A 22,383-nucleotide genomic window follows, 5' to 3' on the forward strand; every position below is an offset into this window, starting at 1 on the left:
GGACACCGGGCACGCTCGTGGTCGTGGACGCCGATGGCACCTACCCGCTGCTCTGAGTGGGAGGGATGGCGTGTCGGAGGATCTGGACGCCCTCAAGACGGAGATCAGCCGCGAGTGGCTCGGTCGCGGCGGGGTGGTCGCCGTCGGTGTGGGTGAGGAGAACGGTCGTGGCGTGGTGGTCGTCACCCTGGGCCTGGGCCGGCCCACGGCTCAGACGATTGCCGAGCGCTATGCCGGCCGCCCCGTCGTCGTACGCAGCGGCGAGGCGAGATCCGCCCGTTCTGACGGCGGTGACGGGGCGGCCAAGGCGCCGCCACCGTCTTCTTCGCCGGGAACCGTCGCATCGGCACCGAGCTCGCCAAGGCGCGTTCGCACTGCTTACGAAGAGACGAATGGCGTGACGACCGTGGACGGGGCAACCGAGTTGCTGGGCGATGCCTGTGCGCTGACGCACCTGGACACGCTCGAATCCGAGGCGGTGCACATCATCCGCGAGGCGGCGGGAGAGTGCGCGCGGCCAGTGATCCTCTTCTCCGGCGGCAAGGACTCCAGCGTCCTGCTGCACCTGGCGCTGAAGGCGTTCGCTCCGGCGCGGTTGCCCTTCGGACTGCTGCACGTGGACACCGGTCACAACTTCCCCGAGGTGCTGGCCTTCCGAGACCGCACGGTGGACCGGCACGGCCTTCGGCTGCACGTGACCAACGTTCAGGACTACATCGACGACCGGCGGCTCAGTGAGCGCTCGGACGGCACTCGCAACCCGCTGCAGACCCTGCCGCTCCTGGACGCCATCGCTGAGGGCGGGTACGACGCCGTCCTTGGCGGAGGCCGGCGGGACGAGGAAAAGGCACGAGCCAAGGAACGCGTCTTCTCGCTGCGCGACGAGTCCGGCACCTGGGACCCACGCCGCCAGCGACCAGAACTGTGGCAGCTGTACAACGGCCGCCACGCACCCGATGAACACGTGCGGATCTTCCCGCTGTCCAACTGGACCGAACTGGACGTGTGGCAGTACATCGCCCGTGAAGGGATCGAGCTGCCTGAGATCTACTACGCGCATGAGCGAGAGGTGTTCAACCGCGACGGGATGTGGCTGACCGCCGGTGCGTGGGGCCGCCCGAAGGACGGTGAACCGGTGGAGCGGCGGCTGGTGCGCTACCGCACCGTCGGCGACATGTCCTGTACCGGTGCGGTCGACTCCGATGCCGACACCGTCGTGAAGGTGATCGCCGAGATCGTCGTCAGCCGGCGCACCGAGCGGGGAGCCACCCGGGCCGACGACCGGCTGTCAGAGACTGCGATGGAAGACCGCAAGCGTGAGGGGTACTTCTGATGACCAGAACCGCCATCGGCGTCCCGACGACCTCGCTGCTGCGCTTCGCCACGGCCGGCTCCGTCGGCGACGGCAAGTCCACGCTCGTGGGGCGGCTGCTGTACGACTCCAAGTCGGTCCTCGCCGGCCAGCTGGAGGCTGCCCCCGCCTGGAGTACCGCTGGCCGCTGACCAGTCTGGCCGCCTTCAGCGTCGCCGCCGGGCTCCTGGTCGCGGTGATAGCCGGGAGCCTGGGCTTCTCGGCGCTGCCCGGACGCTTCCTCGGCATCTCGGGAGTCATCGCCCTGATGGCCGCGGCCGTCGGCAGCGCGACCATGGCGTTCATGCGCCTCTTCGGGCGGGCCGAGTGTCGCTGGCCGCGGTGGTCCTGTTCACCTTCGGCAACGGCACCAGCGGCGGCACCCTGCCCACGGCCTATCTGCCGGGGTGACTCCATCCCTTCTCGGAGATCCTCCCGGTGGGCGTCGGCGTCCGAGCCATCCAGGGCATGTCCCACTTCCGCAACGACGGCCTGACCGCGGGCGTAATCGTCCTGGTGGTCTGGATCCTGATCGCCGCCGCGGCTCTGTACTGGCGCGACGCACGCGGGACACGCACCCAGGCGGTCGCCTGAACTGGGTTCCCGCGCGTGGCATCGTGGACCGACTCGTCATCGGGTACGGCACAGCCGGCCACGACAGCCGCCCGTACGACGAGCCGCCCCAGCGAGCCCAGTCGCGTACCGCCACGCGCAAGCCGCGCGCGTCGCGGGCGGGAGCGAGCGGGCGGAAGGCCACTAGGCCGGCGCCCGGGCCGGCGGGTCGTGCGCTGGAGCAGGGCATCGGCCGGCGCTGCCGAAGGCTGCCGGAAGGCGTTCTCGTAAACTGCCGACGTGACCGACGCCGCGTTCCCCACCACCGGATACCTGGCCTGGCAGTTCTCGCAGATCGTGGCAGGTCGGCTGGAAAGGGCGCTGCGTGCGGAGGACCTCACGCTGGCCCAGCACAACGCGCTGCAGCACGCCGCCCTGACACCAGGGGTGTCCGCGGCGGAGATCGCCCGCCGGACCGGCTTCACTCCCCAGTCCATGGGAGCCGCCGTGACGCAGCTCGTCGAACGCGGACTGCTGCGACGCGAGCCCCATCCGACCAGTCGTCGCAGCATGCGCCTGTACGCCACCGACGAAGGGCACTCGGTGGCATCTCGCGCGGCGTCCATCGCCGGTCGCATCGAGGCGGAGACGACGTCACCGCTCGGCGCGGACGACAAGGACACCATCCACCGTCTGCTCCACCGCCTGGTCGAGCAGCTGAACCCGGACGCCCTCGCCGTCGACAGTCTCTCCTGACCCAAGGCCGTGCGGAACGCACCCGTGGAATGAGAAGGGACCCGGCTACCCGGTAATTCATATCCAGGGGACGGTTTCTTCCCCCCATCGCGAGTGGACATCACCTCGCCACCGGCGAATCATGGTGTGCGGATCCGCCAATCGGCGGAGCAGGGGCGAAAAGGGACAGGCGCCATGGTCGAGGCAGTTTCATTCAGGAACAAAGAAGTAGAAATAGCGGGACACCTTCATCTGCCGGACGACTTTGACGAGAAAAAGAAGTACCCGGCCCTGGTCGGAATTCACCCGGCCGGTGGAGTGAAGGAGCAGACCATCGGTCAGTACGCGAAGCGGCTGGCCGCCCACGGATTCGTCACCGTGGTCTACGACTCCTCTTACCAGGGTGAAAGCGGCGGCGAGCCGCGCCTTCTGGAGGATCCGACGACCAGGGTGGAGGACGCCCGCTGTGCGGCGGACTTCCTCACCACTCTCCCGTACGTCGACACCGATCGGATGGGCGTCTTCGGCATCTGTGCCGGCGGCGGCTACGCGATCAGCGTTGCCCAGACCGAACGCCGCTTCAAGGCGGTGGCCACCGTCAGTGCGGCCCCGATGGGCGAAGGCTCCCGGGCCTTCCTGGGGCACCTGTCCCCGGTGTCCGAGCAGATCAAAACCCTGGAAATGGTCGCCCAGCAGCGCACGGCCGAGACGCGGGGGGCGGCACCGGCCTACGCCCCGTTCGTCCCGGAGACGCTCGAGGAGATAGACGACAACACACCGGACCTCCTGCGTGAGGGATACGACTACTACCGGACTCCGCGTGGTCAGCATCCCAATTCCAAGGGCCGTTTCCTGCTGACCAGCATGGACAAGATGTACGCCTTCTCGGCGTTCGACCAGATTCCTCAGCTCCTGACCCAGCCGCTGCTTCTCATCGCCGGGAGCAAGGCGGACACAAAGGTGTTCAGCGACCAGGCCTACGAGCTTTCCAACGGCCCGAAGGAACTGTTTGTCGTCGACGGCGCGACCCATATCGCCATGTACGACGTGCCCGAGTACATGGATCAGGCGCTCACCAAGATGGTGAAGTTCTTCGCCGTCCTTTAGTCCCGCCGAAGAAATAATTCAAGGAGAAAGATCACCATGTCCCACCCCGGCGGGCCCACCGTCGCCATCGCCTTTCATTCGGGCTACGGCCACACGGCCGTCATCGCCGAAGCCGTGGCGCGCGGTGCCGCTGAAGCCGGCGCCGAGGTCGTCTCGATCTCCGTCGACACCATCACCGACGAGCAGTGGGCACAGTTGGACGGCGCCGACGCGATCGTCTTCGGCGCGGCGACCTACATGGGCACCGCCTCCGCGGCCTTCCACGCCTTCGCCGAGGCCAGCAGCAAGCGCTGGTTCCCCCACGCCTGGGTGGACAAGCTCGCCGCGGGCTTCACCAACTCCGGCGCGAAGAGCGGCGACAAGTCGTCCACCCTGGGCTACTTCGCCACCCTCGCCGCCCAGCACGGCATGCACTGGATCAGCCTGGGCCTGCTGCCGGGCTGGGACTCCACCAAAGGCAGCGAGGACGACATCAACCGGCTGGGCTTCTTCCTGGGCGTCGGCGCCCAGAGCCCCACCGACGCCGGCCCCGAGGCAGTCCACAAGTCGGACATCGCCACCGCGGAGCACCTCGGCGCGCGCGTCGCGCGCCAGGCCGCGATCTTCCGTGCCGGGCTGGCCGCCCTCGCTGCCTGATCACAGGACCCCTCTTCTGCTTCACCCACCCCCCGCAAGGAGTACCCCCATGTCCGATTCCCCGAGCCTCGCCCTCATCCGCAGGGTCTACGACTCCCGAATGGCACCCGAGGTCACCAAGGAGGTGATGGCGCCGGACTTCGTCTGGGACATCACCCCCGGCTTCCCGAACAGCGGTGTCTACCACGGCTGGGACAGCGTGGCCACGGACTTCTTCGGCAGGATGACGGGCTACGAGTCGTTCGGCGCGGTGCCCGAGGAGTTCTTCGCGGACGACGCCGGCCATGTCTTCGTCTACGGCCATTACCACGCCGAGACGAAGACCGGGAACACGGCCGACGTCCGGTTCCTGCACCTGTGGACCGTCCGGGACGGCCAGGCCGTACGGATGCGCCAGATCGCCGACAGCCACGTCCTCCAGGAAGCCCTCAAGGGCTGACCCTCCCCTCATCAGGAGCAACCCCATGGCGAAGATCCTCTTCGTGATCACCGCGTCCGACCACTGGACGCTGGCCGACGGAACCCGCCAGCCGGCCGGTTTCTGGGCCGAGGAGGCCATCGGTCCCTACCAGGTCTTCAAGGAGGCCGGATACGAGATCGCGGCGGCGACGCCCGGCGGTGTGCCGCCGACCGCCGACGCCCTCAGCCTCACCGCGGACTTCAACGGCGGCGAGGAAGGCGCCGAGCGCATGCGCACCGCGCTGCGGGAGGCCACCGAGCTGGCGCACCCGATGCGCATCGAGGACGTGAACATCGACGACTACGTGGCCGTCTTCTACCCCGGCGGCTGGGGCCCGATGGAGGACCTGCCCGACAACGCCGCCTCCGGCAGGCTGCTCACCGACTGGCTCGCCTCCGGCAAGCCCGTCTCCCTGGTCTGCCACGGCCCAGCGGCCCTGCTGGCCACCATCGGCCCCGACGGCTCCTCCCCCTTCTCCGGCTACCGTCTGACCGGGCTGTCCAACGCCGAGGAGAAGCAGAACGGTCTCGCCGACCGGGCCAAGTGGCTGCTCCAGGACCGGCTCGTGGCCGACCTCAAGGCCGATTACCGCGAGGCCGACCCGTTCACCCCGCACGTCCAGGTCGACCGCACCCTCTACACCGGCCAGAACCCGTACTCGGCCGTCCCCCTCGCCCAGGAGCTGGTCAAGGCGCTGAGCTGACGGGCTGACGCAAGCGCGGTCCTGATCCGGCAGCTGAGTACACACTGGTGTGTACTCAGCTGCCGAGTTCCGTTGAGCCTGCCTGCCCTTTCACGTCGCTTCGGACCGACTTGCTCCGCCCCGGCCTGAAGCGGCTGATCAGGCGGTCTCCCGCCGTACAGCCGGCGACCCGATTTCAAATGCGCATGCATACAACCATGGTGGGCCCAATGACGACTTCCTCCGCCCTCTCCTCTCCGTCCCCCTCTGCGGACGGCCATCCCTCCCTCGACGACTGGGTCCGTGCCCTGCTCGACGGCAAGAACTACGCCAGCGTCGCCACCATCGGCCCCGACGGATCCCCGCAGAACTCGGTGGTCTGGATCAAGGGCGAGGGTGACACCGTGCTCTTCTCCTCCCTCGACCACCGCCAGAAGGTGCGCAACCTGCGCCGCGACCCTCGTATCAGTGTCTCGGTCTACGACCTCGCCAACCCCCACACCGCCGTCGAGATCCGGGGAAGCGCCGAGATCGTCCCGGACGAAGGGAAGCGTCTCCTGCGTGAGCTCTGGCGCAAGTATCTTGGCGTCGACCTGCCCGCCGCGAAGAACGACGAGGACCGCGTGATCATCCGCGTCGTGCCGCGGAAAATCATCGGTGTTCCGGGGTCGTGAGGCTCCCACTCGAGGGGCGGTTCAGATGGTGATGGAGACCGGGAAGTCCGGTTCGTGAAGTGTCGGGAGATCTGGGCATCCACCCACCGAACAGCGCTTGCGCAACAGCCAGCCACGCGCCCGCCCTGGGCCACCGGCCGCCTGCAGGATCGACCACGAACTCAAGCGGAACGATCGTCGCCCCCTGGCCGATCAGCCAGGGGAGGAATCCGTACCCCCCACAAGATGCCGCGTTTGTGTCAGTCTGCAGGTCATGAACCGCAACCCGCATCTGAACGAGCTGGGTGAGTTCCTCAAGGCGCGTCGCGCTGAGCTCACCCCCTCCGATGTCGGCCTCCGCGGCGGCCCACGTCGGCGTGTGAAGGGGCTGCGCCGCGAGGAAGTGGCACTCCTCGCCGCGATCAGCACCGAGTACTACACCCGGATCGAGCAGGGCCGGCTCCAGGCGTCGGCACCCCTCCTCGACGAGATCGCCCAGGCGCTGCGCCTGAACGACGACCAGCGCACCTATCTCTTCGACCTCGCGGCGAAGGAGAGGGTGCGCCCGTCCGCGTACCGCGAGCGCCAGCAGGTGGATCCGCAGCTGCAGCGCATGCTGGACGATCTCGGTGCCTCCCCGGCCTTCGTCATCGGCCGGTGCACCGACATCCTCGGCTGGAACCGGCTCGCCGCCGCCCTGTGGACCGACTTCGGCCGTTACCCAGTTCAGGAGCGGGTGTTCGTGCGGTTGCTGTTCACCGAACCCTGGATGCGCGAGTTGTACGTGGACTGGGAGGAGGTCACCCGGCTGGCCATCGCCCAGCTGCGCATGGAGAGCGCGCGCTACCCCGACGACCAGCCCCTGACCGCGCTGGTGGAGGAGCTTTCCGCCCGTGACCCGCAGTTCCGCCAGTGGTGGACCGAACACGACGTCGCGATGCGCGGCAACGGCGTCAAGAAGCTGCGCCACCCGGTGGTGGGCGAGCTGACCCTCGACTGGAACACGCTCACCTGCGGCACGGACCCCGACCAGCACATCATCGTGTGGAACGCCGAACCCGGCAGCGCCTCCCACGACGGGCTGCGCCTCCTCGCCTCCTGGGCAGCCGACCAGAAGCCGACAGCCTCCGACGCGGCGACCTGAACACGTCTATGGGGGGGAAGGATGCGTCCCCCTGTGGCCGTATCCCCGCCAGGATTCCTCCCCTTTTCCGGGCCTGCGTGAGACGGAAAGGTCGGACACCTCAGCGACCGTCTGCCAGACAACGAGGTGCTTCGTATGAAGGCTGTAGGTTTCACGGAATTCGGTGGGCCGGAGGTGCTTCAGGTTCTTGAGCTGCCTGTCCCGGACGCCGGTCCGGGCGAGGTGCGCATCCGGGTGAGCGCCGCGACCGTCAACGCGGTCGACGCCCTCCAGCGCAGGGGGCCCGCCCGGTCTCCGGACGCCCGGCCTCCGTTCGTTCCGGGCATGGAGGCCGCCGGCGTCGTGGACCAGATCGGCGCGGGTACGGACACGGACCTGCGCGTCGGTGACCAGGTGACAGCGATCGTGCTGGCCGACGGAGCGCACGGCGCCTACGCCGAGCAGGTCGTCGTACCGGCGGAGTCCGTGGTGCGCACACCCCACGGTGCGAGCGACGTACAGGCCGCGACCCTGCCGATGAACGCTCTGACCGCGCGCCTGGCGCTGGACACGCTCGGTCTGGAGGCCGGGCAGACCGTCGCCGTCACCGGAGCGGCCGGCGCGGTGGGCGGCTACGCCGTCCAGCTGGCCAAGGCGGACGGGCTGCGGGTGGTGGCCGACGCATCGGAGCAGGACGAGACCCTGGTCAAGGAACTCGGCGCCGACATCGTCCTGCGACGCGGCGCCGAATACCCCGACCGAGTACGGGCGGAGGTCCCGGAAGGCGTCGACGGACTCCTCGACGCCGCCTCGCTCGGCGCCCTCACCGCCCGTGCGGTACGTGACGGAGGCCGGGTGGTCACGCTGCTCGGCTACGACGGTCCCGGCGAACGAGGCATCGTCTACCAGCCGATCGTCGTGTTCCGCTACGCCCGGGAGCGCGCCAAGCTCGACCGGCTGCGGCAGCAGGTGGAGGACGGCCGGCTCACCCTCCGGGTAGCCAGGACGTTTCCGGCGGAACAGGCCGCCGAGGCGCACCGGCTGCTCGCCGCGGGCGGTGTGCGCGGCCGACTGGTGCTGACCTTCTGATGCGGGGCAGGTGCGGGCGCTGAGACGACCGCCCTCGACGCCACCGCGTGGGTGTGGCCGGACGTCGTACGACGTCCGGCCACACACGTGTTACGCGACGAACGCGTTCACACCCGTCAGCTCCGCCGACAGCTCCCACAGGCGCGCCGCCTGCCCGGCATCGGTCGCCCAGTCCTTCACACCGCGCATCTCGCCGTCGGCGGGAGCGGGCTCGGCCACGTCACAGTCCTCGAGGTAGAGACCGCCCAGGCCCTCCAGCTGAGGGGAATTCGCGGCCCACACGTGCGTGGCCGCGCCCTGCTGAGGCGTCTTGAAGAGGTCCGGGTCGCGCAGGTTGCCGTCCTCGTCGAACCAGCCGAACTTCACCCTCTCCGCCTCGGGCACGTGCCGCAGGAGCGGTGTGATGATGACGCCGGGATGCACGGCGAAGGAGCGGACGCCGAAGTCCTTGGCGAGCCTGTCCAGGTGCACCGCGAAGAGCGCGTTCGCGGTCTTCGCCTGCCCGTATGCCTGCCACTTGTCGTAGCCCCGCTCCCACTGGACGTCGTCCCAGCGGATGCCGGACATGTGATGGCCGCCGGAGGAGACGGAGACGACCCGTGCACCGCCGGGTTCGAGCGCCGGCCACAGACGGTTGACGAGGGCGAAGTGACCGAGGTGGTTGATCGCGAACTGCGCCTCCCAGCCGGGCCCGACCCGGGTTTCGGGGCACGCCATGATCCCGGCGCTGTCGATGACGAAGTCGACACTCCTGCTTGAGGCGAGGAACCGCTCCGCGAATCCGCGCACACTCTCCAGGTCGCCGAGATCCAGCTCGTCCACCTCGACGCCGAGGACCCCGTCGAGCGCGCCCCGGGCGTCCGCGGGCCGGCGCGCGGGGACGACGACGTGGGCGCCGGCCCGGGTGAACGCGCGGGTGGTCTCCAGGCCGATGCCCGAGTAGCCGCCGGTGACGATCGCGAGCTTGCCGCTCAGGTCGATGCCCTGGAGGACGTCGTCGGCGGTGCTCCTGGCGTCGAACCCGGAGCCGATCTTGTGCTGTGCGGTGGTCATGCGCCATCACTCCTTGCTGGAGCGGAAGAAAACCTGACGTCCGAGGGAGGGTGCTCAACCGCTTCGCGCGGAGAGGAGCGGTCCGCGGCGGCCGAGGGCCCACACGAGGAGTGCGACGCAGGCGCAACCGGCGCCGGTCAGCGCGACGGCCGTCCAGCCGCCGACGGATCGAGGACGGGCCCGGCGACGCGCCAGAGCTCGTCGACCATGTCCATGGTGGTGAAGCGGCGCGGGTCGCCGGTGATCGCGTCGGCCAGGACATGGGTGTAGGCGACGGAGTTGCTCCCAGTCGCCGCCGCGCTGCGAATCCCGGTCCGGTCGTACGCAACCTGGGCCTCAGGCTGCCGCGTCCTGTGCGGGCCGGTCCGGGTCCGCCGTCCACGACGCCAGGAACAAAAGTCCGTCGTGGGACGGGGCCCCGGGATCAGCGGTCGCGATGAGCAGCTTCTGTGTGGGGTCGGCTGTGCAGGTCAGGCTGTCCCAGTCGAGGGTGAGGTCGCCGACGAGCGGGTGGCGCAGCCTCTTGGTGCCCATCCGCAGGCCGTTCATCTGTCGGCCCGCCCACCACTGCCGGAAGTCGGCGTCGGTGACCGACAACTCGCCGACGAGTGCGGCCAGCTTCGGGTCTCCGGGGTACCGGGCGGCCTCCAGGCGCAGATGGGTCACGCAGATTCGGGCGTTCGTCCTCCAGTCGAGGCAGAGCTCGCGGAAGGCGGGGTCGGTGAACATCAGTCGCGCGAGGTTGCGCCTGTGCGCGGGGAGCCCGGCGAAGTCGGTGAGCAAGGCGGCTGCCAGAGGATTCCAGGCCAGGATGTCCAGCTGTCGGCCGAGGACGAGTGCGGGGGTCGTGGACAGTTCGTCCAGGATGCGTCCGAGCTGCGGGTGGACCTTCTGCGCCGACCGGCGACGCGGTTCGCACGAGGCCCTTGCCGCCAGTTCGAACAGGTGGTCGCGCTGGGCGTCGTCGAGGTGCAGGACGCGGGCGAGCGTGGCGAGCACGGTCCTCGGCACGGGGGTGCGCCCCTGTTCCAGCCGTGCGTAGGCGCGGGTGCTGATGCCCACGAGTTGGGCGACCTCCTCACGGCGCAGCCCGGGTACTCGCCGGGGCGCCCCGGATTCGGGCAGACCGACGGTCCGCGGGCTGAGCTGGGCCCGGCACACCTTGAGGAATTCTCCCAGTTCAGGCAAATGTGCTTCGGTGTACATAGCAGCGAGTGTTGCAGCATCCAGTCGAATTGTGAGGGGGAGAGTTTTGTCCCCGGTCTGTCGCCTGGCGAATCGCGGGGGCCGACGAAAACCGTCGTATCAGCCGGTCTCACGGGCCTGACCAGCCGTGAGCCCGCCGGGGACGACCGGGGGCCCGCGAGGCGAGGGCCCTCAGTCCGTCGTACGACGGCGTGCCGGGCTCCGCCGTCCAGACGACGAGTTCCTGATCGGGGTCGCCGCCGCAGACGAGGGTGTCCCAGTCCAGGACGAGTTCGCCCACGACGGGATGGTGGAACCTCTTGACGCCCGCCCTGCGCGACGGCGAGTGACGGCTTCCCCACCATCGACCGAAGTCGCTGTCCTCCACGGAGAGTTCCCCGACCAAGCTGATCAGCTGCGGATCCTCGGGATGTTTGGCGGCCTCCATGCGCAGATGGGACACGCAGTCACGGGCGACGGCCCGCCAGTCCGCGTAGAGCGTCCGCATGGAGGGATCGGTGAAGAGGATGCGGACGCAGTTCCGCCTGCTTTCCGGCACCTTCGCGAAGTCGGTGAAGAGGGCGGTGGCCGACGGATTCCAGGCCAGGATGTCCATACGGCGGCCGATCACCACACCGGGGCTCACGGTGAGATCGTCGAGCAGGCGGAGCAGCTGCGGGTGCACCTGCTGTGCCGCTGGTCGGCGTTGTCGTGCCCGCCGTCGGCCGGCCAGTTCAAACAGGTGGTCACGCTGGCGTTCCGACATGCGCAGGACGTGGGCAAGAGCGGCCAACACCGACCGGGACGGCTGGATACGGCCCTGCTCCAGCCGTGTGTAGTAGTCCGTGCTGATGGCAGCGAGCAGGGCGACCTCCTCTCTGCGCAGGCCTGGCACCCGTCGGCCGCCGGTGTCGGGCAGACCGACGGTGCGCGGGCTCAGCTCGGCCCTGCGCGCCTTGAGGATTTCTCCCAGCTCATGCAGATGCGCGTCGCCGACCATGACGCCAGTGTGGCATCGCTCGGTCACTGGAAGGGGGGTAAGGATTTCTCCCCTGGATAAGGGAATCCCCGGATGGAATTCTCCCCTTTGCGGGTTCCCGTGAAAGTGGCATGGTCGGTGCTGTGTTCGGTGACCGGAACCGGTCTGCGGAGCGCACACCCGGAAGAGCGGGAAGGCCGATCTCCGGAACGAAGAACTTCCCGGATGTCACCGATATCCGGTTTTCCTGCGGCAGGCGGAGGAGGAGAGGAGAGCCAGTGCGGACGATTGTCCCCTGCTTCGGCAACGACCTGGCGCTCACCGGTCCCCCGCAGGCTCCCGAGCACGGCCAGCACATCAGGCCCGCGGGCAGGAACGGCGGCCGCCTCGAAGGCCACGTACACCTCTCCTCCGCCCCCGCCGGGCTCACCTCGTTCTTCGGTGAGCAGTCCCGCCGTCCCACCCAGCCGCCGGTCGAAGACCGGGCAGCGCACAGTCCCCCCACCCGAAAACACGCCAGGAGCACCACCTCATGTCCGAACGGAAGAAGTTCGCGCCGCCGGCCATCCAGGAGTTCGCCCCCAAGCTCGCGGAGGTGACCGACACCGTCCTGTTCGGTGACATCTGGGAGCGGCCGGGGTTGTCCCCGCGCGACCGCAGTCTCGTCACCGTCACCGCTCTGGCCTCCCTGTACCGGACCGACCAGCTCGGCTTCCACCTCGGCAAGGCCCTGGAGAACGGTGTCACCAAGGACGAACTGATCGAGGTCATCACCCATCTGGCCTTCTACACCGGATGGCCCAACGCCATGACCGCGATGACGCAGCTCAAGGAGATCGTGGAGAAGCGCGACCAGTCCGGCTGACGCCGCTTCGCCCGGACCCACCCCACCTGACGATCCCCCAGACACACCTGCGCCGCACGGTCCGTCGGCAGCGTCACCTCAGAGGGACGACACTCCATGAATTGCTGAAGCAGTCTCCCAGCAGGAAGCTTCCCGCCAAGTGGTTCACCGGCAACGCCTACGCCGACGTGATCCACCGCGGGTCGAGGGCATCGCGCTGGTTCAGTCCCGCGGCGGTGACGTCATCGAAGCCCGCCCCGGCGACATCGGACACACGCCCCCGGGTGAAGAGCACTGACATGGCGCCGCGCCTGACCGGTTCATGACCCATCTCCCCCTCTGGGGGACAGACGACGCCACCTGGCTCGAACACGTTACCGACGACGTCTACGACGGCCCGCGCGTCACCGCCCGTGTCCACCCCTGACACCACGAAGACACGACGAGAGCTGGGAAGCACCATGCGAGCAACCATCATTCACGCGCCCGGTGACATCCGGGTGGAGAACGCCCCCGAGCCGAAGATCACGGCGCCGACGGACGCGGTCATCCGCACCGTCGCCGCCTGTGTGTGCGGCTCCGACCTCTGGAGCTACCGGGGAGTCCTGCCGGTCGCCGAACCGCAGCCGATCGGTCACGAGTACGTCGGCGTCGTCGAGGAGGTCGGCAGCGACGTCTCCGGCGTCCGGCCGGGCCAGTTCGTCATCGGCTCCTTCGTCGCCTCCGACAACACCTGCCCGATCTGCCAGGCCGGTTACCACACCTCCTGCCAGCACGCGCAGTGGGTCAACGGCGCCCAGGCCGAGTACCTGCGTGTCCCCCTCGCCGACGGCACCCTGGTCACCACCCCCGAGCAGCCGGACGAGGAGCTGATCCCGAGCCTGCTGACCCTGTCCGACGTCATGGGCACCGGCTGGTACGCCGCCAAGGCCGCCGAGGTCAGGACCGGTTCGACGGCCGTGGTCGTCGGTGACGGCGCGGTGGGCCTGTCCGGGGTCATCGCCGCGAAGGAGCTGGGCGCCGAGCGGATCATCGCCATGAGCCGGCACGAGTCCCGGCAGAAGCTGGCCCTGGAGTTCGGCGCCACCGACATCGTCACCGAGCGGGGTGCGGAAGGCGTCGCACGCGTCAAGGAACTGACGAACGGCATCGGCGCCGACTCGGTGCTCGAGTGCGTCGGCACGCAGGAATCGATGCACCAGGGCGTGCAATCCGCCCGTCCGGGTGGCAACGTCGGCTTCGTCGGCTTTCCGCACGGCACGCAGATCGACGGCCAGGAACTCTTCTTCTCCCACGTGGGCCTGCGCGGTGGCCCCGCTCCGGTGCGCGCCTTCCTTCCCGACCTGATCGAGCGCGTCCTCGACGGCCGTATCAACCCGGGCAAGGTCTTCGACCTCACCCTTCCCCTGGACGAGGCTGCCGAGGGTTACAAGGCCATGGACGAGCGCCGCGCCATCAAGACGCTGCTGCGTCCGTGACCGGCGGTACGGGACCGACAGCTATGACCAGACAGGCGATCACCACCGTCGAGGCGTACTCGGACACCTTCGGCGCGCGCGGCATGGAACGTGTCCTCTCCCACTTCGCGGCCGACGCGACCTGAACGATCCCGGGCGATCCGGCTCTGACGCCCGAGTCCTGGTGCCGGGCCGGTACTCCTCCCGGTTCCATCCTTCCAGGCAGGTGCTCGAAAGCGAGATGATCACGCGTTTCACCGTCACGGACGGCCTGATCACCGACTACCGCGTCGTCGAGGACTCACTCGGCTTCACCCGGGCCCACCTCGGTGAGCCCCTCACCGCGGCTCCCGCCTGACGACGGCGCCTCCACCACCGGATCACGAGGACGGGAACACACCCGATGACTACCTGGACAGGCGACGAACTCGACCGCATCGCCGGGGCCGACGAACTGGAGATGGCCCCGCTCCGGCGTGACGGCACGCTGCGCGCACCGGTGCCGATCTGGGTCGTCCGCGACGGCGACGACCTGTACGTCCGCTCCTTCCGCGGTGAGCGCGGCGGCTGGTGGCGCACCGCCGTCGCGACCCAAGTGGGCCACGTCCGCTCCGGCGGGGTCGACAAGGACGTCACCTTCGAAGAGGTGCCGGACCCCGGGACCAACGACCGTATCGACACGGCGTACCGGAGCAAGTACGGCCGCTTCGGGGACGCGTACGTCGGTCCCATGGTGGCGGCACGCGCCACGACGCTGCGGCTGCTGCCCCGATGACCAGGACGATCCCGACCCAAGCCGCCGAGCCGCCACCGTCGGCCGGCCCCGCACCGGAGTAAGTGTCATGCTCGGTCTCGAACTCGTCGTCGTCCTGGGCGCGGCCGTGCTGGCGGGGAACTTCCTGGGGCAGCGCTTCCGAATCGCCCCGCCCGTCGTGCTCCTGGTCCTGGGCGCCCTGATCGGCCTCGTCCCGGCCGTCCGCCAGACCCAACTCCCGCCCGACGTCGTTCTGTTGCTCTTCCTTCCCGTACTGCTGTACTGGGAGAGCCTGACCACGTCCATGCGGGAGATCCGGACGAACCTGCGCGGCATCGTCCTGCTCAGCACCGTGCTGGTGATCCTCACCGCAGGGGCGGTCGCGATCGCCGGGCACGCGCTCGGACTGCCGTGGGGACCGGCCTGGGCCCTGGGCGCGGCCGTGGCGCCCACCGACGCCACCGCCGTCAGCGCCCTGGCGGGTTCGCTGCCGCGCCGGCAGATCACGGTCCTGCGCGCGGAGAGCCTCGTCAACGACGGCACCGCGCTGGTGATCTACGGCCTGGCGGTCGGTATCACCGTGGGCGAGGAACACCTCACCCTTCCGCATGTGGGCGCGCTGTTCCTGCTGGCATACGGCGGCGGGGCCGCGGTCGGCGTCGCGGTCGCCTGGGTCAACATGAACCTGCGCCGCCGGCTGGACGACCCCCTGCTCGGCAACCTCGTCATGATCCTCGCACCGTTCACGGCGTACCTGCTGGCCGAGCTGATCCACGCCTCCGGTGTCCTCGCGGTCGTGGTGAGCGGCCTGATCATGGCCCAGGTGGCGCCCAGCCTCATCCGGGCCGAACATCGCCGCCAGGCACTGGCCTTCTGGCCACTGGCCACGTTCATCATCAACGGCGCGCTGTTCGTCCTGGTGGGAGTGGAACTGCAGTACGCGCTGCGCCATCTGAGCCGGTCCGACCTCCGAGACGCCCTGATCGCCATCGGGGTGGTCAGCGTGGTCCTGGTCGCCGTCCGGTTCGCGTTCCTCTTCTCCTCCGCCTACCTGATCCGCGCGGTCGACCGGCGCCCCGAGCAGCGCCTGCGGAGAATGAGCGACCGGGCCCGAGTGGTCAGCGGACTGGCGGGCTTTAGGGGCGCGGTGTCACTGGCCGTGGCGCTGTCGGTCCCCCAGACCCTCCACTCGGGCGAGCCGTTCCCCGGGCGCGCGTTCATCGTCTTCGTCACCTCCGGCGTCATCGTGGTGACCCTCGTGGCGCAAGGACTGCTGCTGCCGGGCGTCGTGCGCTGGGCCCGGCTGCCCCGCGACACCTCCGTCGACCAGGAGCAGATCCTCGCCGAGACCACGGCGACCGAGGAGGCCATCAAGGCGCTGCCGCAGCTGGCCGCCGAACTGGGCACCGCCCCCAAGGTCGCGGAGTGGCTGCGGCAGGAGTACGAGGCCAACCTGGCGACCGTCCGGGCAAGGGACGCGGGCACCGACAACGATCCCGCCCTGCTCCACAACCGCCACTACACCGACCTCCGCCTCGCTCTCATCGCCACGAAGCGCGCGACCGTCGTCCGGCTGAGGGACGAGGCGCGGATCGACGACACCGTGCTCCGCCGGCTCCAGGCGGCCCTGGACAACGAAGAGGTCCGGCTGGCCGGAGGCGAGCAGGTGGAGTAGCGGCAGCGCACAGCCGACCTCGACAACCCAAGCCCCACGGGAAGGGATCCCCAGCCATGACCTCCGGTCTCATCGACGTTCACGCCCACTTCCTGCCCGACTTCTACGTCGAGCAGGCGACCGCGGCCGGCCACGCCCACCCCGACGGCATGGGCGGCTGGCCGTCGTGGTCCGTGCGGGACCATCTGGATCTGATGGACCGCAACGGCATCGAGACCGCGATGCTCTCCCTGTCCTCCCCCGGCGTGCACTTCGGCGACGACAAGGCGGCCCGCCTCCTCGCCCACCGCGTCAACGAGTACACCGCCGAACTGGCCCGCGACCACCGCGGCCGCTTCGGCACCTTCGTCTCGCTCCCACTGCCGGACGTGGACGGCGCGCTGGAGGAGATCGCCTACGCCTTCGACCAACTCGGCGCCGACGGCGTGGCGTTGCTGACGCACACCCACGGTGTCTACCTGGGCGACGCCCGCCTCGAGCCGGTCTTCGCAGAGCTGGACCGCCGAGGAGCCGTGGTCTTCCTGCACCCCACCTCCCCCGTGTGCTGGGAACAGTCCGCGCTCGGCCGGCCGCGCCCGATGGTCGAGTACATCTTCGACACGGCCCGCACCGTCACGGACCTGGTGATGGCAGGCGTCCTGACCCGCCATCCGAACCTGCGGGTGATCGTCCCGCACTGCGGTGGCGCGATCCCGGTCCTGGCCGACCGCGTCAACGAGTTCATGCGGCTCTTCGTGCCGTCGCAGGAGGCACCCCCGCTCGACGCCGTGCAGCAACTGGCCGCCCTGTACTACGACCTCGCGGGTACGGCCTTCCCACGCCAGGCTCCCGCACTGCTGAAGCTGGTGGACCCCGACCGCGTGCTCTTCGGCAGCGACTACTGCTGGACGCCACCGCCCTTCGCCGACGCCCACATCGCGGCGATCGACACGGCCGCCCCACCGGCCGAAGGCACCACGTGGCGCTCACTCACCACAGCCAACGCCCTGCGCCTGTTCCCGCAGGTTTTGCCACGGTGACACACCACCAAGGAGGAAGAATGCACACGCGCACGCTCGGACGCGACCTGCGGGTCTCCGCCATCGGCCTCGGCGCCATGGGCATGTCCCAGAGCTACGGACCCAACCCGGGCGACCGGAGCGACATGATCGCCGTACTCCGCGGAGCCGTGGATCTGGGGGTCACGTTCTTCGACACCGCTGAGGTCTACGGCCCCTACGTCAACGAGGAACTCGTCGGGGAGGCCCTGGCCCCGGTCCGCGACCAGGTGGTCATCGCCACCAAGTTCGGCTTCCGCATCGAGAACGGTGCGTCCGTCGGGCTGAACAGCCGGCCCGAGCAGATCCGTTCCGTCGCGAACGCCTCGCTCAAGCGGCTGGGGGTCGAAAGGCTCGACCTGTTCTACCAGCATCGCGTCGACCCGGACGTTCCGATCGAGGACGTCGCCGGCACGGTGGGCGAACTGGTGCAGGAGGGCAAGGTCCGCTGCTTCGGGCTCTCGGAGGCCAGTGCGCAGACCATCCGACGCGCCCACGCCGTCCACCCCGTGACGGCGGTGCAGAGCGAGTACTCGTTGTGGACCCGGGACCCCGAGCCGGAGGTCCTGCCGACGTGCGCGGCACTCGGCATCGGTTTCGTGCCCTTCAGCCCCCTGGGCAAGGGGTTCCTCACCGGGGCGGTGGACGCCTCGACACCGTTCGCGGCCGACGACGTCCGCACCACCATCCCGCGGTTCACGGCCGAGAACCGGGCGGCGAACCAGGCACTCGTCGAGCACATCGCCGCCCTCGCGACGGCCAAGGAAGCCACACCGGGGCAGGTGGCCCTCGCCTGGCTGCTCGCCCAGCAGCCGTCGATCGTGCCGATCCCCGGCACCCGGCGCACCACGCGCATCGAGGAGAACGCCGGCGCCACGCGTGTTCCGCTCTCCGCGGACGAGCTGTCGGACCTCAACGAACTCGCGGGACGGATCGGGGTCAAGGGAGACCGTTACAACGAGCACCACATGTCACTGGTGAACAAGTAAGAGACCCGCTCACGGGCGTAGGAGCACCTTGCCGCGCGCATGGCCGGACTCGATCAGCTCGTGCGCCCCGGCCGCGTCGACGAGCGGGAAGCCGCGGTCGACGCGCACGCGCAGCCGGCCTTCGGCGGCCTGGCGGGCGTAGTGGGCGAGCTGCGGTCCGAACCGTCGGCCGCCGATGGAGAAGGTGATGCCCAGCTCGAAGGCGCGTGCGTCGTTGGTGGTGACGATGCGGTCCGTGGTGCCGCCGCGCAGTTCCACGGAGACGTCCAGCGCGTCGATGCCGGCGACGTCGTAAACGGCGTCGATGCCGTGTGGGGCGACAGTGCGGACCCGGTCGGCGAGGCCGTCACCGTACGCCACGGGGATCGCGCCGAGTGAGCGCAGGAAGTCGTGGTTGGCCTCGGACGCCGTACCGATCACGGTGACTCCGCGGGCCACGGCGATCTGGACGCCGACGGAACCGACCACGCCCGCGGCCCCATGGATCAGCAGGGTCTCCCCCCGGCCCACCGCGAGTTCGCCCAGCACACGGTCGGAGGTCTCGACGGCCACCGGCAGCGCGGCGGCCGTCTCCCAGTCCAGGCCGGCCGGTTTGAGGGCGAAGTCCGAGGCCAGGGCGTACTCGGCGTAGGAGCCGGTGTCGGTCCAGACCATGACCTCGTCCCCGACCGACACACCGTCGACGCCCGCCCCCACCTCGTCGACGACGCCGGCTCCTTCCAGGCCGGGGACGGCGGGGAGGGACGCTGGGCCCATCTGCGGGGCCCAGCCCCGGCGGATCTTGAAGTCGATGGGGTTGACGGCGGCGGCCACGATCTTCACGCGCACCTGCCCGGGCCGGGCGTGCGGCTCCGTCACCTCCGCCGGCCGCAGAACCTCCGGACCGCCGTACTCCGCGTAGGAGATGGCCTTCATGCCTGTCACTTCCCGTCGTACGAATGGCCCGGCCCGCCGTGGCAGCGGCCGGTCGTGGGCAACGCCTCCAGCTTCCAGCGCGGCGGCCCGGCCACCGCTGTCCTTTGGGACGGTTCCAACTGACCGAAAGAACGATCCGGCGGGAAAGGCATGCTGGGCTCCGCCCGGCGGCACATCAGTCAACCGCACTCAAGGAGTCGGCACTGACCGGCTGCGACAGCGGGTTGATCATGTCCCGCGGCGGACATCGTCGGCGCATTCGGCCGTGTCCCCCGCGGGACGCGATCGGCGGGTTACTACTGGAGTACCAGGACGAAGAGCTTCGGCGGACACTCAGCAGCCCTTGCCGGACCGGGACAGACACCGGTCAGCAGACCCCGCAGCCGGGCGGCGAGGGCGGGGGCGTGACCCCGCCTGCGAAAGCCTGTGTCTGTGACAGGAACATGGCCCCGAGTGCGGAACTCACCACCAGGGCTGTCACTCCGACCTTGCGGAGCCGCCTGAAGACGGTGCTCACATTTTCTCCTCAAGTGCTCGACGTTGGCTCTGCGGACTGGACCGACGTCTTCGCCGTTGGTGTGGCCACACAATCAACGCCCGTTTCCAGTACCTCCAGCCTCTCCTGTGGAAGCTCGGCTTCCACTGTCCTTCCGGGCAGTTCCAACTGACTGAAAGGATGATCCGGCGGAAGAGTCCAGCTGCCTACGCTGACGGACATGGACCTGATGTCGGCGGTCGAGCTGATCCAGGCACCGCTGTCCGAGCACCTGGCACGACTGTCCTCCGCCCTCGCGAAGACGATTCCGCACCGGGAGATCGCCCAGCTGGCCGGCAACTGCTCATACACACCGTTCAAGATCATCGGCGAGTCCCCCGGCCGGCCCGGCGACGTCATCACCGCCACCGAGGTGGCCGCCCTGCGGCCGCTGGTGCCGGCGCAGGGCGGCTGGCAGGGGCGGGCCCGGCTGGCCGGCGTCGACGTGCCCGTGCTCGCTCTGGCCAGCGACATCACGGGGCAAGGCGCGCTGCTGGTCCTCGTACGCACCGAGGACACCCCGGTACCGGGCGAGCACGTGATGTCCGCCCAGGCGCTGTGGGACCTCGTGACGGCGTACCGGGAGGGTCTGCGCAGCGAGCCGCTGCCCGGTTCGCTGGCCGCCTCGCGCGCGGCCGCAGCCGCCCGTGCCGTGGCCATCGCCGAACTCCGCGACGCACACGGGGCCGCGTTGACCACGCTCCTCGGCGTCCTGCGCGATCGCACCCTGGACGACGCGAACGCCCGTACGCGCGCCGTCGACCTCGCCGTCTCCGCCCTCGCCGAACTGCGCTCCCGGGTCGAACTCGACCGCGTGCTGATGGAGGAGCGGGCCGGGGACGCCTTCGCGCGGCTGACGGTGTCGCTGCGCCGGATCCTGCGCGCCCGCGGCGTGGGGCTGGAACTGGGAGCGCCCCATGCGGAGGACGGCACCGACCGGCTGCTTCCCGCCGACGTCACCCACACGGCACTTGCCGTGGTGCGGGCCACCGTGCACGCATTACTGGACGACCAGACACACGGTCCCGACGACGGAGAACACCGCGTCCACATCGGCTGGAAGATCGGTGCGGACGAACTACGCGCCACCGTGCGGGACAACGGGCCCGGCACCCTCTCCCGCGGCGCTCTCGACGCCCGTCGCGTCACCGAGCGACTGGCACCGCTCGGAGGGCGGCTCGACGTGGACGCCGTGCCGGGGTGGGGCACGACGGTGAACCTCGACATCCCTCTCGCCTCGTCCAGCACACCCCGTCAGGACCCGCTGACCGCGCTCGGCGCACGGGAGCTGGAGGTCCTTGGGCAACTGGCCCGGGGCCGCCGCAACCGGGACATCGCCCAGGCCCTGCACATCAGCGAGTCGACGGTGAAGTTCCACGTCGCCAAGATCATCGGCAAGCTCGGCGTCAGCACCCGCGGGGAGGCGGCCGCACTCGCCCATCAATGGGGCGCCGCATAACCAAAAGTACGGGACGAAGCCGTCACTGCGACCCCCTCACCGAACCGTCATCCATGTCCACGGCGGTTTCGCGTTTCCTCGATTCCACCAACCCGCTTCCCGACCTCATGGAGAAATCATGCTCAACTTCGGCAGCCTCGACGAGTCCACCCAGTTCCTCGACCAGCAGGAGGAGAACGCCGGCCCCGTCACCATCATCAACACGTTCGTCGCCCCGGAAGGCAAGGAGGACGAGGTGCTGGCCGCCTGGACGGACGACGCGGCGTACATGGCCAAGGCCGGGGGCCTTGTGTCGGCGCAGTTGTATCGCGGTATCGCCGGCAGCGGGCTCTTCACCAACGTCGCGGTCTGGCAATCCACCGAGCACCTCCGGGCCGCGTTCCACACGCCGGAGTTCGCCTCGCACCTCGACCACTATCCGGCCGGTACCGTCGCCTACCCGCACCTGTACCAGAAGTTCGCGGTCGAGGGCGTCTGCGAAGGCGAACAGTGACCGCTCTCAGTAATCCCACGCATCGACCTCAAGAGGGCTGAACAGGTGTCATCGATCAACCACCGTCTCCGGGGAGCGACTCTGGCGCTCACCGCCGCACTGGTCGGCGTCGGCATGGCCGGGGCCGCGCCCGCCCTGGCGAGCACGGCCACCGTCGCCTCGACCTCGACGCCCGCTCTGGTTCCCGCCGACTTCGTGGACGCACCCGTCAGGGCCCTTCCTGCGGCGGGTCAATCGCACACGTTCACGGTGACCTACCGCAACAACTCGTCTACCGACCAGGTCGTGGCCCCGCAGATCCTCGTGGAGTCACCTGACACCGGCCCCTACCTGGCGCCCGCGGACATCCTGGTCGAACGGCGGAACGCTGCCGGTCAGCGGGAGATCGTGCCGGTGGCCAGCCAGACCGGAACGCTGTTCACCGACCTCGTGGCCGCCCAACAAACCCTGCGTCCGGGCGAGACCCTCACCGAGCGGTACCGGGTCACAGTGATCACTCGAGGCGCTGCGGGGACGGTGCAACCGCGCGTGGCGCTGTACGGCTGACCTCGAACTCATGCCACAAAGGCAGCAGGGGCGGACGTCCATGACCGGACGTCCGCCCCTGCTGCCTTTGTGGC

At 69.5% G+C, this 22,383-nt stretch carries 24 protein-coding genes; 20 read left to right on the forward strand and 4 right to left on the reverse strand.

Features of this window, described 5'->3' with window-relative positions; genetic code table 11:
* The first annotated feature begins 397 nt into the window (after nt 1-397).
* The 11 genes from cysD to ACFYMM_RS25200 all read left to right on the forward strand — a co-directional run bounded on the left by cysD (nt 398) and on the right by ACFYMM_RS25200 (nt 8,388).
* On the forward strand, nt 398-1,333 hold the full coding sequence (cysD, locus tag ACFYMM_RS25150; protein ID WP_388390544.1) for a sulfate adenylyltransferase subunit CysD: 936 nt from the start codon (nt 398-400) through the stop codon (nt 1,331-1,333).
* Nucleotides 1,333-1,503, forward strand: coding sequence for a hypothetical protein (locus ACFYMM_RS25155; RefSeq protein ID WP_388390562.1), 171 nt, complete (start codon nt 1,333-1,335; stop codon nt 1,501-1,503). The genes cysD and ACFYMM_RS25155 overlap by 1 nt, the downstream gene beginning before the upstream one ends.
* A gap of 316 nt (nt 1,504-1,819) precedes the next feature.
* Complete coding sequence (locus ACFYMM_RS25160; RefSeq protein ID WP_388390230.1) at nt 1,820-1,945, forward strand: hypothetical protein; 126 nt, start codon at nt 1,820-1,822, stop codon at nt 1,943-1,945.
* Between the two features lie 258 nt (nt 1,946-2,203).
* Nucleotides 2,204-2,659 carry a MarR family winged helix-turn-helix transcriptional regulator gene (locus ACFYMM_RS25165; protein WP_388390232.1) on the forward strand — a complete coding sequence of 152 codons (456 nt, stop codon included), beginning with the start codon at nt 2,204-2,206 and terminating at the stop codon, nt 2,657-2,659.
* A 174-nt stretch (nt 2,660-2,833) separates the two neighbouring features.
* Complete coding sequence (locus tag ACFYMM_RS25170) at nt 2,834-3,745, forward strand: alpha/beta hydrolase (RefSeq protein ID WP_388390234.1); 912 nt, start codon at nt 2,834-2,836, stop codon at nt 3,743-3,745.
* 36 nt (nt 3,746-3,781) lie between these two features.
* Nucleotides 3,782-4,381: a flavodoxin family protein gene (locus tag ACFYMM_RS25175; protein ID WP_388390236.1), complete on the forward strand. Its 600-nt coding sequence runs from the start codon at nt 3,782-3,784 to the stop codon at nt 4,379-4,381.
* A 49-nt stretch (nt 4,382-4,430) separates the two neighbouring features.
* Complete coding sequence (locus ACFYMM_RS25180) at nt 4,431-4,820, forward strand: nuclear transport factor 2 family protein (RefSeq protein WP_388390238.1); 390 nt, start codon at nt 4,431-4,433, stop codon at nt 4,818-4,820.
* Nucleotides 4,821-4,845: 25 nt separating this feature from the next.
* Entirely contained in the window at nt 4,846-5,544 is a 699-nt protein-coding gene (locus tag ACFYMM_RS25185) for a type 1 glutamine amidotransferase domain-containing protein (protein WP_388390241.1), read from the forward strand.
* A gap of 209 nt (nt 5,545-5,753) precedes the next feature.
* Nucleotides 5,754-6,197: a PPOX class F420-dependent oxidoreductase gene (locus tag ACFYMM_RS25190; RefSeq protein ID WP_388390244.1), complete on the forward strand. Its 444-nt coding sequence runs from the start codon at nt 5,754-5,756 to the stop codon at nt 6,195-6,197.
* A 253-nt stretch (nt 6,198-6,450) separates the two neighbouring features.
* Complete coding sequence (locus ACFYMM_RS25195; RefSeq protein WP_388390247.1) at nt 6,451-7,320, forward strand: helix-turn-helix domain-containing protein; 870 nt, start codon at nt 6,451-6,453, stop codon at nt 7,318-7,320.
* 135 nt (nt 7,321-7,455) lie between these two features.
* Nucleotides 7,456-8,388 carry an NADP-dependent oxidoreductase gene (locus ACFYMM_RS25200; RefSeq protein WP_388390250.1) on the forward strand — a complete coding sequence of 311 codons (933 nt, stop codon included), beginning with the start codon at nt 7,456-7,458 and terminating at the stop codon, nt 8,386-8,388.
* Between the two features lie 90 nt (nt 8,389-8,478).
* On the opposite strand, the gene ACFYMM_RS25205 is transcribed toward ACFYMM_RS25200, so the two are convergent.
* The 3 genes from ACFYMM_RS25205 to ACFYMM_RS25215 all read right to left on the reverse strand — a co-directional run bounded on the left by ACFYMM_RS25205 (nt 8,479) and on the right by ACFYMM_RS25215 (nt 11,626).
* Nucleotides 8,479-9,441 (reverse strand): SDR family NAD(P)-dependent oxidoreductase, encoded by a 963-nt coding sequence (locus ACFYMM_RS25205; protein ID WP_388390252.1) that lies wholly within the window; start codon nt 9,439-9,441, stop codon nt 8,479-8,481.
* A 336-nt stretch (nt 9,442-9,777) separates the two neighbouring features.
* Nucleotides 9,778-10,647, reverse strand: coding sequence for a helix-turn-helix domain-containing protein (locus ACFYMM_RS25210; RefSeq protein WP_388390254.1), 870 nt, complete (start codon nt 10,645-10,647; stop codon nt 9,778-9,780).
* Nucleotides 10,648-10,756: 109 nt separating this feature from the next.
* The gene (locus tag ACFYMM_RS25215) at nt 10,757-11,626 is read right to left on the reverse strand and encodes a helix-turn-helix domain-containing protein (protein ID WP_388390255.1); all 870 of its coding nucleotides are present in this window, start codon (nt 11,624-11,626) and stop codon (nt 10,757-10,759) included.
* Nucleotides 11,627-12,137: 511 nt separating this feature from the next.
* On the opposite strand from ACFYMM_RS25215, the gene ACFYMM_RS25220 reads away from it, so the two are divergent.
* From ACFYMM_RS25220 to ACFYMM_RS25245, 6 genes are all read left to right on the forward strand, one after another.
* Entirely contained in the window at nt 12,138-12,470 is a 333-nt protein-coding gene (locus tag ACFYMM_RS25220) for a carboxymuconolactone decarboxylase family protein (RefSeq protein ID WP_388390257.1), read from the forward strand.
* 440 nt (nt 12,471-12,910) lie between these two features.
* On the forward strand, nt 12,911-13,927 hold the full coding sequence (locus ACFYMM_RS25225; RefSeq protein ID WP_388390259.1) for a zinc-dependent alcohol dehydrogenase family protein: 1,017 nt from the start codon (nt 12,911-12,913) through the stop codon (nt 13,925-13,927).
* Between the two features lie 382 nt (nt 13,928-14,309).
* Nucleotides 14,310-14,681 carry a DUF2255 family protein gene (locus ACFYMM_RS25230; protein ID WP_388390262.1) on the forward strand — a complete coding sequence of 124 codons (372 nt, stop codon included), beginning with the start codon at nt 14,310-14,312 and terminating at the stop codon, nt 14,679-14,681.
* Nucleotides 14,682-14,748: 67 nt separating this feature from the next.
* On the forward strand, nt 14,749-16,335 hold the full coding sequence (locus ACFYMM_RS25235; RefSeq protein WP_388390265.1) for a Na+/H+ antiporter: 1,587 nt from the start codon (nt 14,749-14,751) through the stop codon (nt 16,333-16,335).
* A 56-nt stretch (nt 16,336-16,391) separates the two neighbouring features.
* Entirely contained in the window at nt 16,392-17,354 is a 963-nt protein-coding gene (locus ACFYMM_RS25240; RefSeq protein WP_388390267.1) for an amidohydrolase family protein, read from the forward strand.
* Between the two features lie 20 nt (nt 17,355-17,374).
* A complete protein-coding gene (locus tag ACFYMM_RS25245; protein ID WP_388390269.1) occupies nt 17,375-18,361 on the forward strand; it encodes an aldo/keto reductase in 987 nt (328 codons plus the stop codon).
* Between the two features lie 9 nt (nt 18,362-18,370).
* Here the strand turns inward: ACFYMM_RS25245 and ACFYMM_RS25250 are convergent, their stop codons facing one another.
* Nucleotides 18,371-19,276, reverse strand: a complete 906-nt coding sequence (locus tag ACFYMM_RS25250; RefSeq protein WP_388390271.1) for an NADP-dependent oxidoreductase — start codon at nt 19,274-19,276, stop codon at nt 18,371-18,373.
* Nucleotides 19,277-19,992: 716 nt separating this feature from the next.
* Here ACFYMM_RS25250 and ACFYMM_RS25255 point away from each other — a divergent pair.
* From ACFYMM_RS25255 to ACFYMM_RS25265, 3 genes are all read left to right on the forward strand, one after another.
* Entirely contained in the window at nt 19,993-21,270 is a 1,278-nt protein-coding gene (locus ACFYMM_RS25255) for a LuxR C-terminal-related transcriptional regulator (protein ID WP_388390273.1), read from the forward strand.
* A gap of 118 nt (nt 21,271-21,388) precedes the next feature.
* Complete coding sequence (locus ACFYMM_RS25260) at nt 21,389-21,763, forward strand: antibiotic biosynthesis monooxygenase family protein (RefSeq protein ID WP_388390275.1); 375 nt, start codon at nt 21,389-21,391, stop codon at nt 21,761-21,763.
* Nucleotides 21,764-21,808: 45 nt separating this feature from the next.
* Nucleotides 21,809-22,309 carry a signal peptide protein gene (locus tag ACFYMM_RS25265; RefSeq protein ID WP_388390277.1) on the forward strand — a complete coding sequence of 167 codons (501 nt, stop codon included), beginning with the start codon at nt 21,809-21,811 and terminating at the stop codon, nt 22,307-22,309.
* The last annotated feature ends 74 nt before the right edge of the window (nt 22,310-22,383 follow it).

The organism is Streptomyces sp. NPDC006739 (genome assembly GCF_042869815.1).
Classification (GTDB): domain Bacteria; phylum Actinomycetota; class Actinomycetes; order Streptomycetales; family Streptomycetaceae; genus Streptomyces.

What these genes read in the sequence shown, in the direction of transcription:
- ACFYMM_RS25170 (WP_388390234.1), top strand. Translation starts at nt 2,834, where the DNA reads ATGGTCGAGGCAGTTTCATTCAGGAACAAAGAAGTAGAAATAGCGGGA.
- ACFYMM_RS25215 (WP_388390255.1), bottom strand. Translation starts at nt 11,626, where the DNA reads ATGGTCGGCGACGCGCATCTGCATGAGCTGGGAGAAATCCTCAAGGCG.
- ACFYMM_RS25255 (WP_388390273.1), top strand. Translation starts at nt 19,993, where the DNA reads ATGGACCTGATGTCGGCGGTCGAGCTGATCCAGGCACCGCTGTCCGAG.
- ACFYMM_RS25155 (WP_388390562.1), top strand. Translation starts at nt 1,333, where the DNA reads ATGACCAGAACCGCCATCGGCGTCCCGACGACCTCGCTGCTGCGCTTC.
- ACFYMM_RS25245 (WP_388390269.1), top strand. Translation starts at nt 17,375, where the DNA reads ATGCACACGCGCACGCTCGGACGCGACCTGCGGGTCTCCGCCATCGGC.
- ACFYMM_RS25240 (WP_388390267.1), top strand. Translation starts at nt 16,392, where the DNA reads ATGACCTCCGGTCTCATCGACGTTCACGCCCACTTCCTGCCCGACTTC.
- ACFYMM_RS25210 (WP_388390254.1), bottom strand. Translation starts at nt 10,647, where the DNA reads ATGTACACCGAAGCACATTTGCCTGAACTGGGAGAATTCCTCAAGGTG.
- ACFYMM_RS25230 (WP_388390262.1), top strand. Translation starts at nt 14,310, where the DNA reads ATGACTACCTGGACAGGCGACGAACTCGACCGCATCGCCGGGGCCGAC.
- ACFYMM_RS25235 (WP_388390265.1), top strand. Translation starts at nt 14,749, where the DNA reads ATGCTCGGTCTCGAACTCGTCGTCGTCCTGGGCGCGGCCGTGCTGGCG.
- ACFYMM_RS25200 (WP_388390250.1), top strand. Translation starts at nt 7,456, where the DNA reads ATGAAGGCTGTAGGTTTCACGGAATTCGGTGGGCCGGAGGTGCTTCAG.
- ACFYMM_RS25250 (WP_388390271.1), bottom strand. Translation starts at nt 19,276, where the DNA reads ATGAAGGCCATCTCCTACGCGGAGTACGGCGGTCCGGAGGTTCTGCGG.
- ACFYMM_RS25220 (WP_388390257.1), top strand. Translation starts at nt 12,138, where the DNA reads ATGTCCGAACGGAAGAAGTTCGCGCCGCCGGCCATCCAGGAGTTCGCC.
- ACFYMM_RS25175 (WP_388390236.1), top strand. Translation starts at nt 3,782, where the DNA reads ATGTCCCACCCCGGCGGGCCCACCGTCGCCATCGCCTTTCATTCGGGC.
- ACFYMM_RS25205 (WP_388390252.1), bottom strand. Translation starts at nt 9,441, where the DNA reads ATGACCACCGCACAGCACAAGATCGGCTCCGGGTTCGACGCCAGGAGC.
- ACFYMM_RS25225 (WP_388390259.1), top strand. Translation starts at nt 12,911, where the DNA reads ATGCGAGCAACCATCATTCACGCGCCCGGTGACATCCGGGTGGAGAAC.
- ACFYMM_RS25195 (WP_388390247.1), top strand. Translation starts at nt 6,451, where the DNA reads ATGAACCGCAACCCGCATCTGAACGAGCTGGGTGAGTTCCTCAAGGCG.
- ACFYMM_RS25260 (WP_388390275.1), top strand. Translation starts at nt 21,389, where the DNA reads ATGCTCAACTTCGGCAGCCTCGACGAGTCCACCCAGTTCCTCGACCAG.
- ACFYMM_RS25180 (WP_388390238.1), top strand. Translation starts at nt 4,431, where the DNA reads ATGTCCGATTCCCCGAGCCTCGCCCTCATCCGCAGGGTCTACGACTCC.
- ACFYMM_RS25185 (WP_388390241.1), top strand. Translation starts at nt 4,846, where the DNA reads ATGGCGAAGATCCTCTTCGTGATCACCGCGTCCGACCACTGGACGCTG.
- ACFYMM_RS25160 (WP_388390230.1), top strand. Translation starts at nt 1,820, where the DNA reads ATGTCCCACTTCCGCAACGACGGCCTGACCGCGGGCGTAATCGTCCTG.
- ACFYMM_RS25190 (WP_388390244.1), top strand. Translation starts at nt 5,754, where the DNA reads ATGACGACTTCCTCCGCCCTCTCCTCTCCGTCCCCCTCTGCGGACGGC.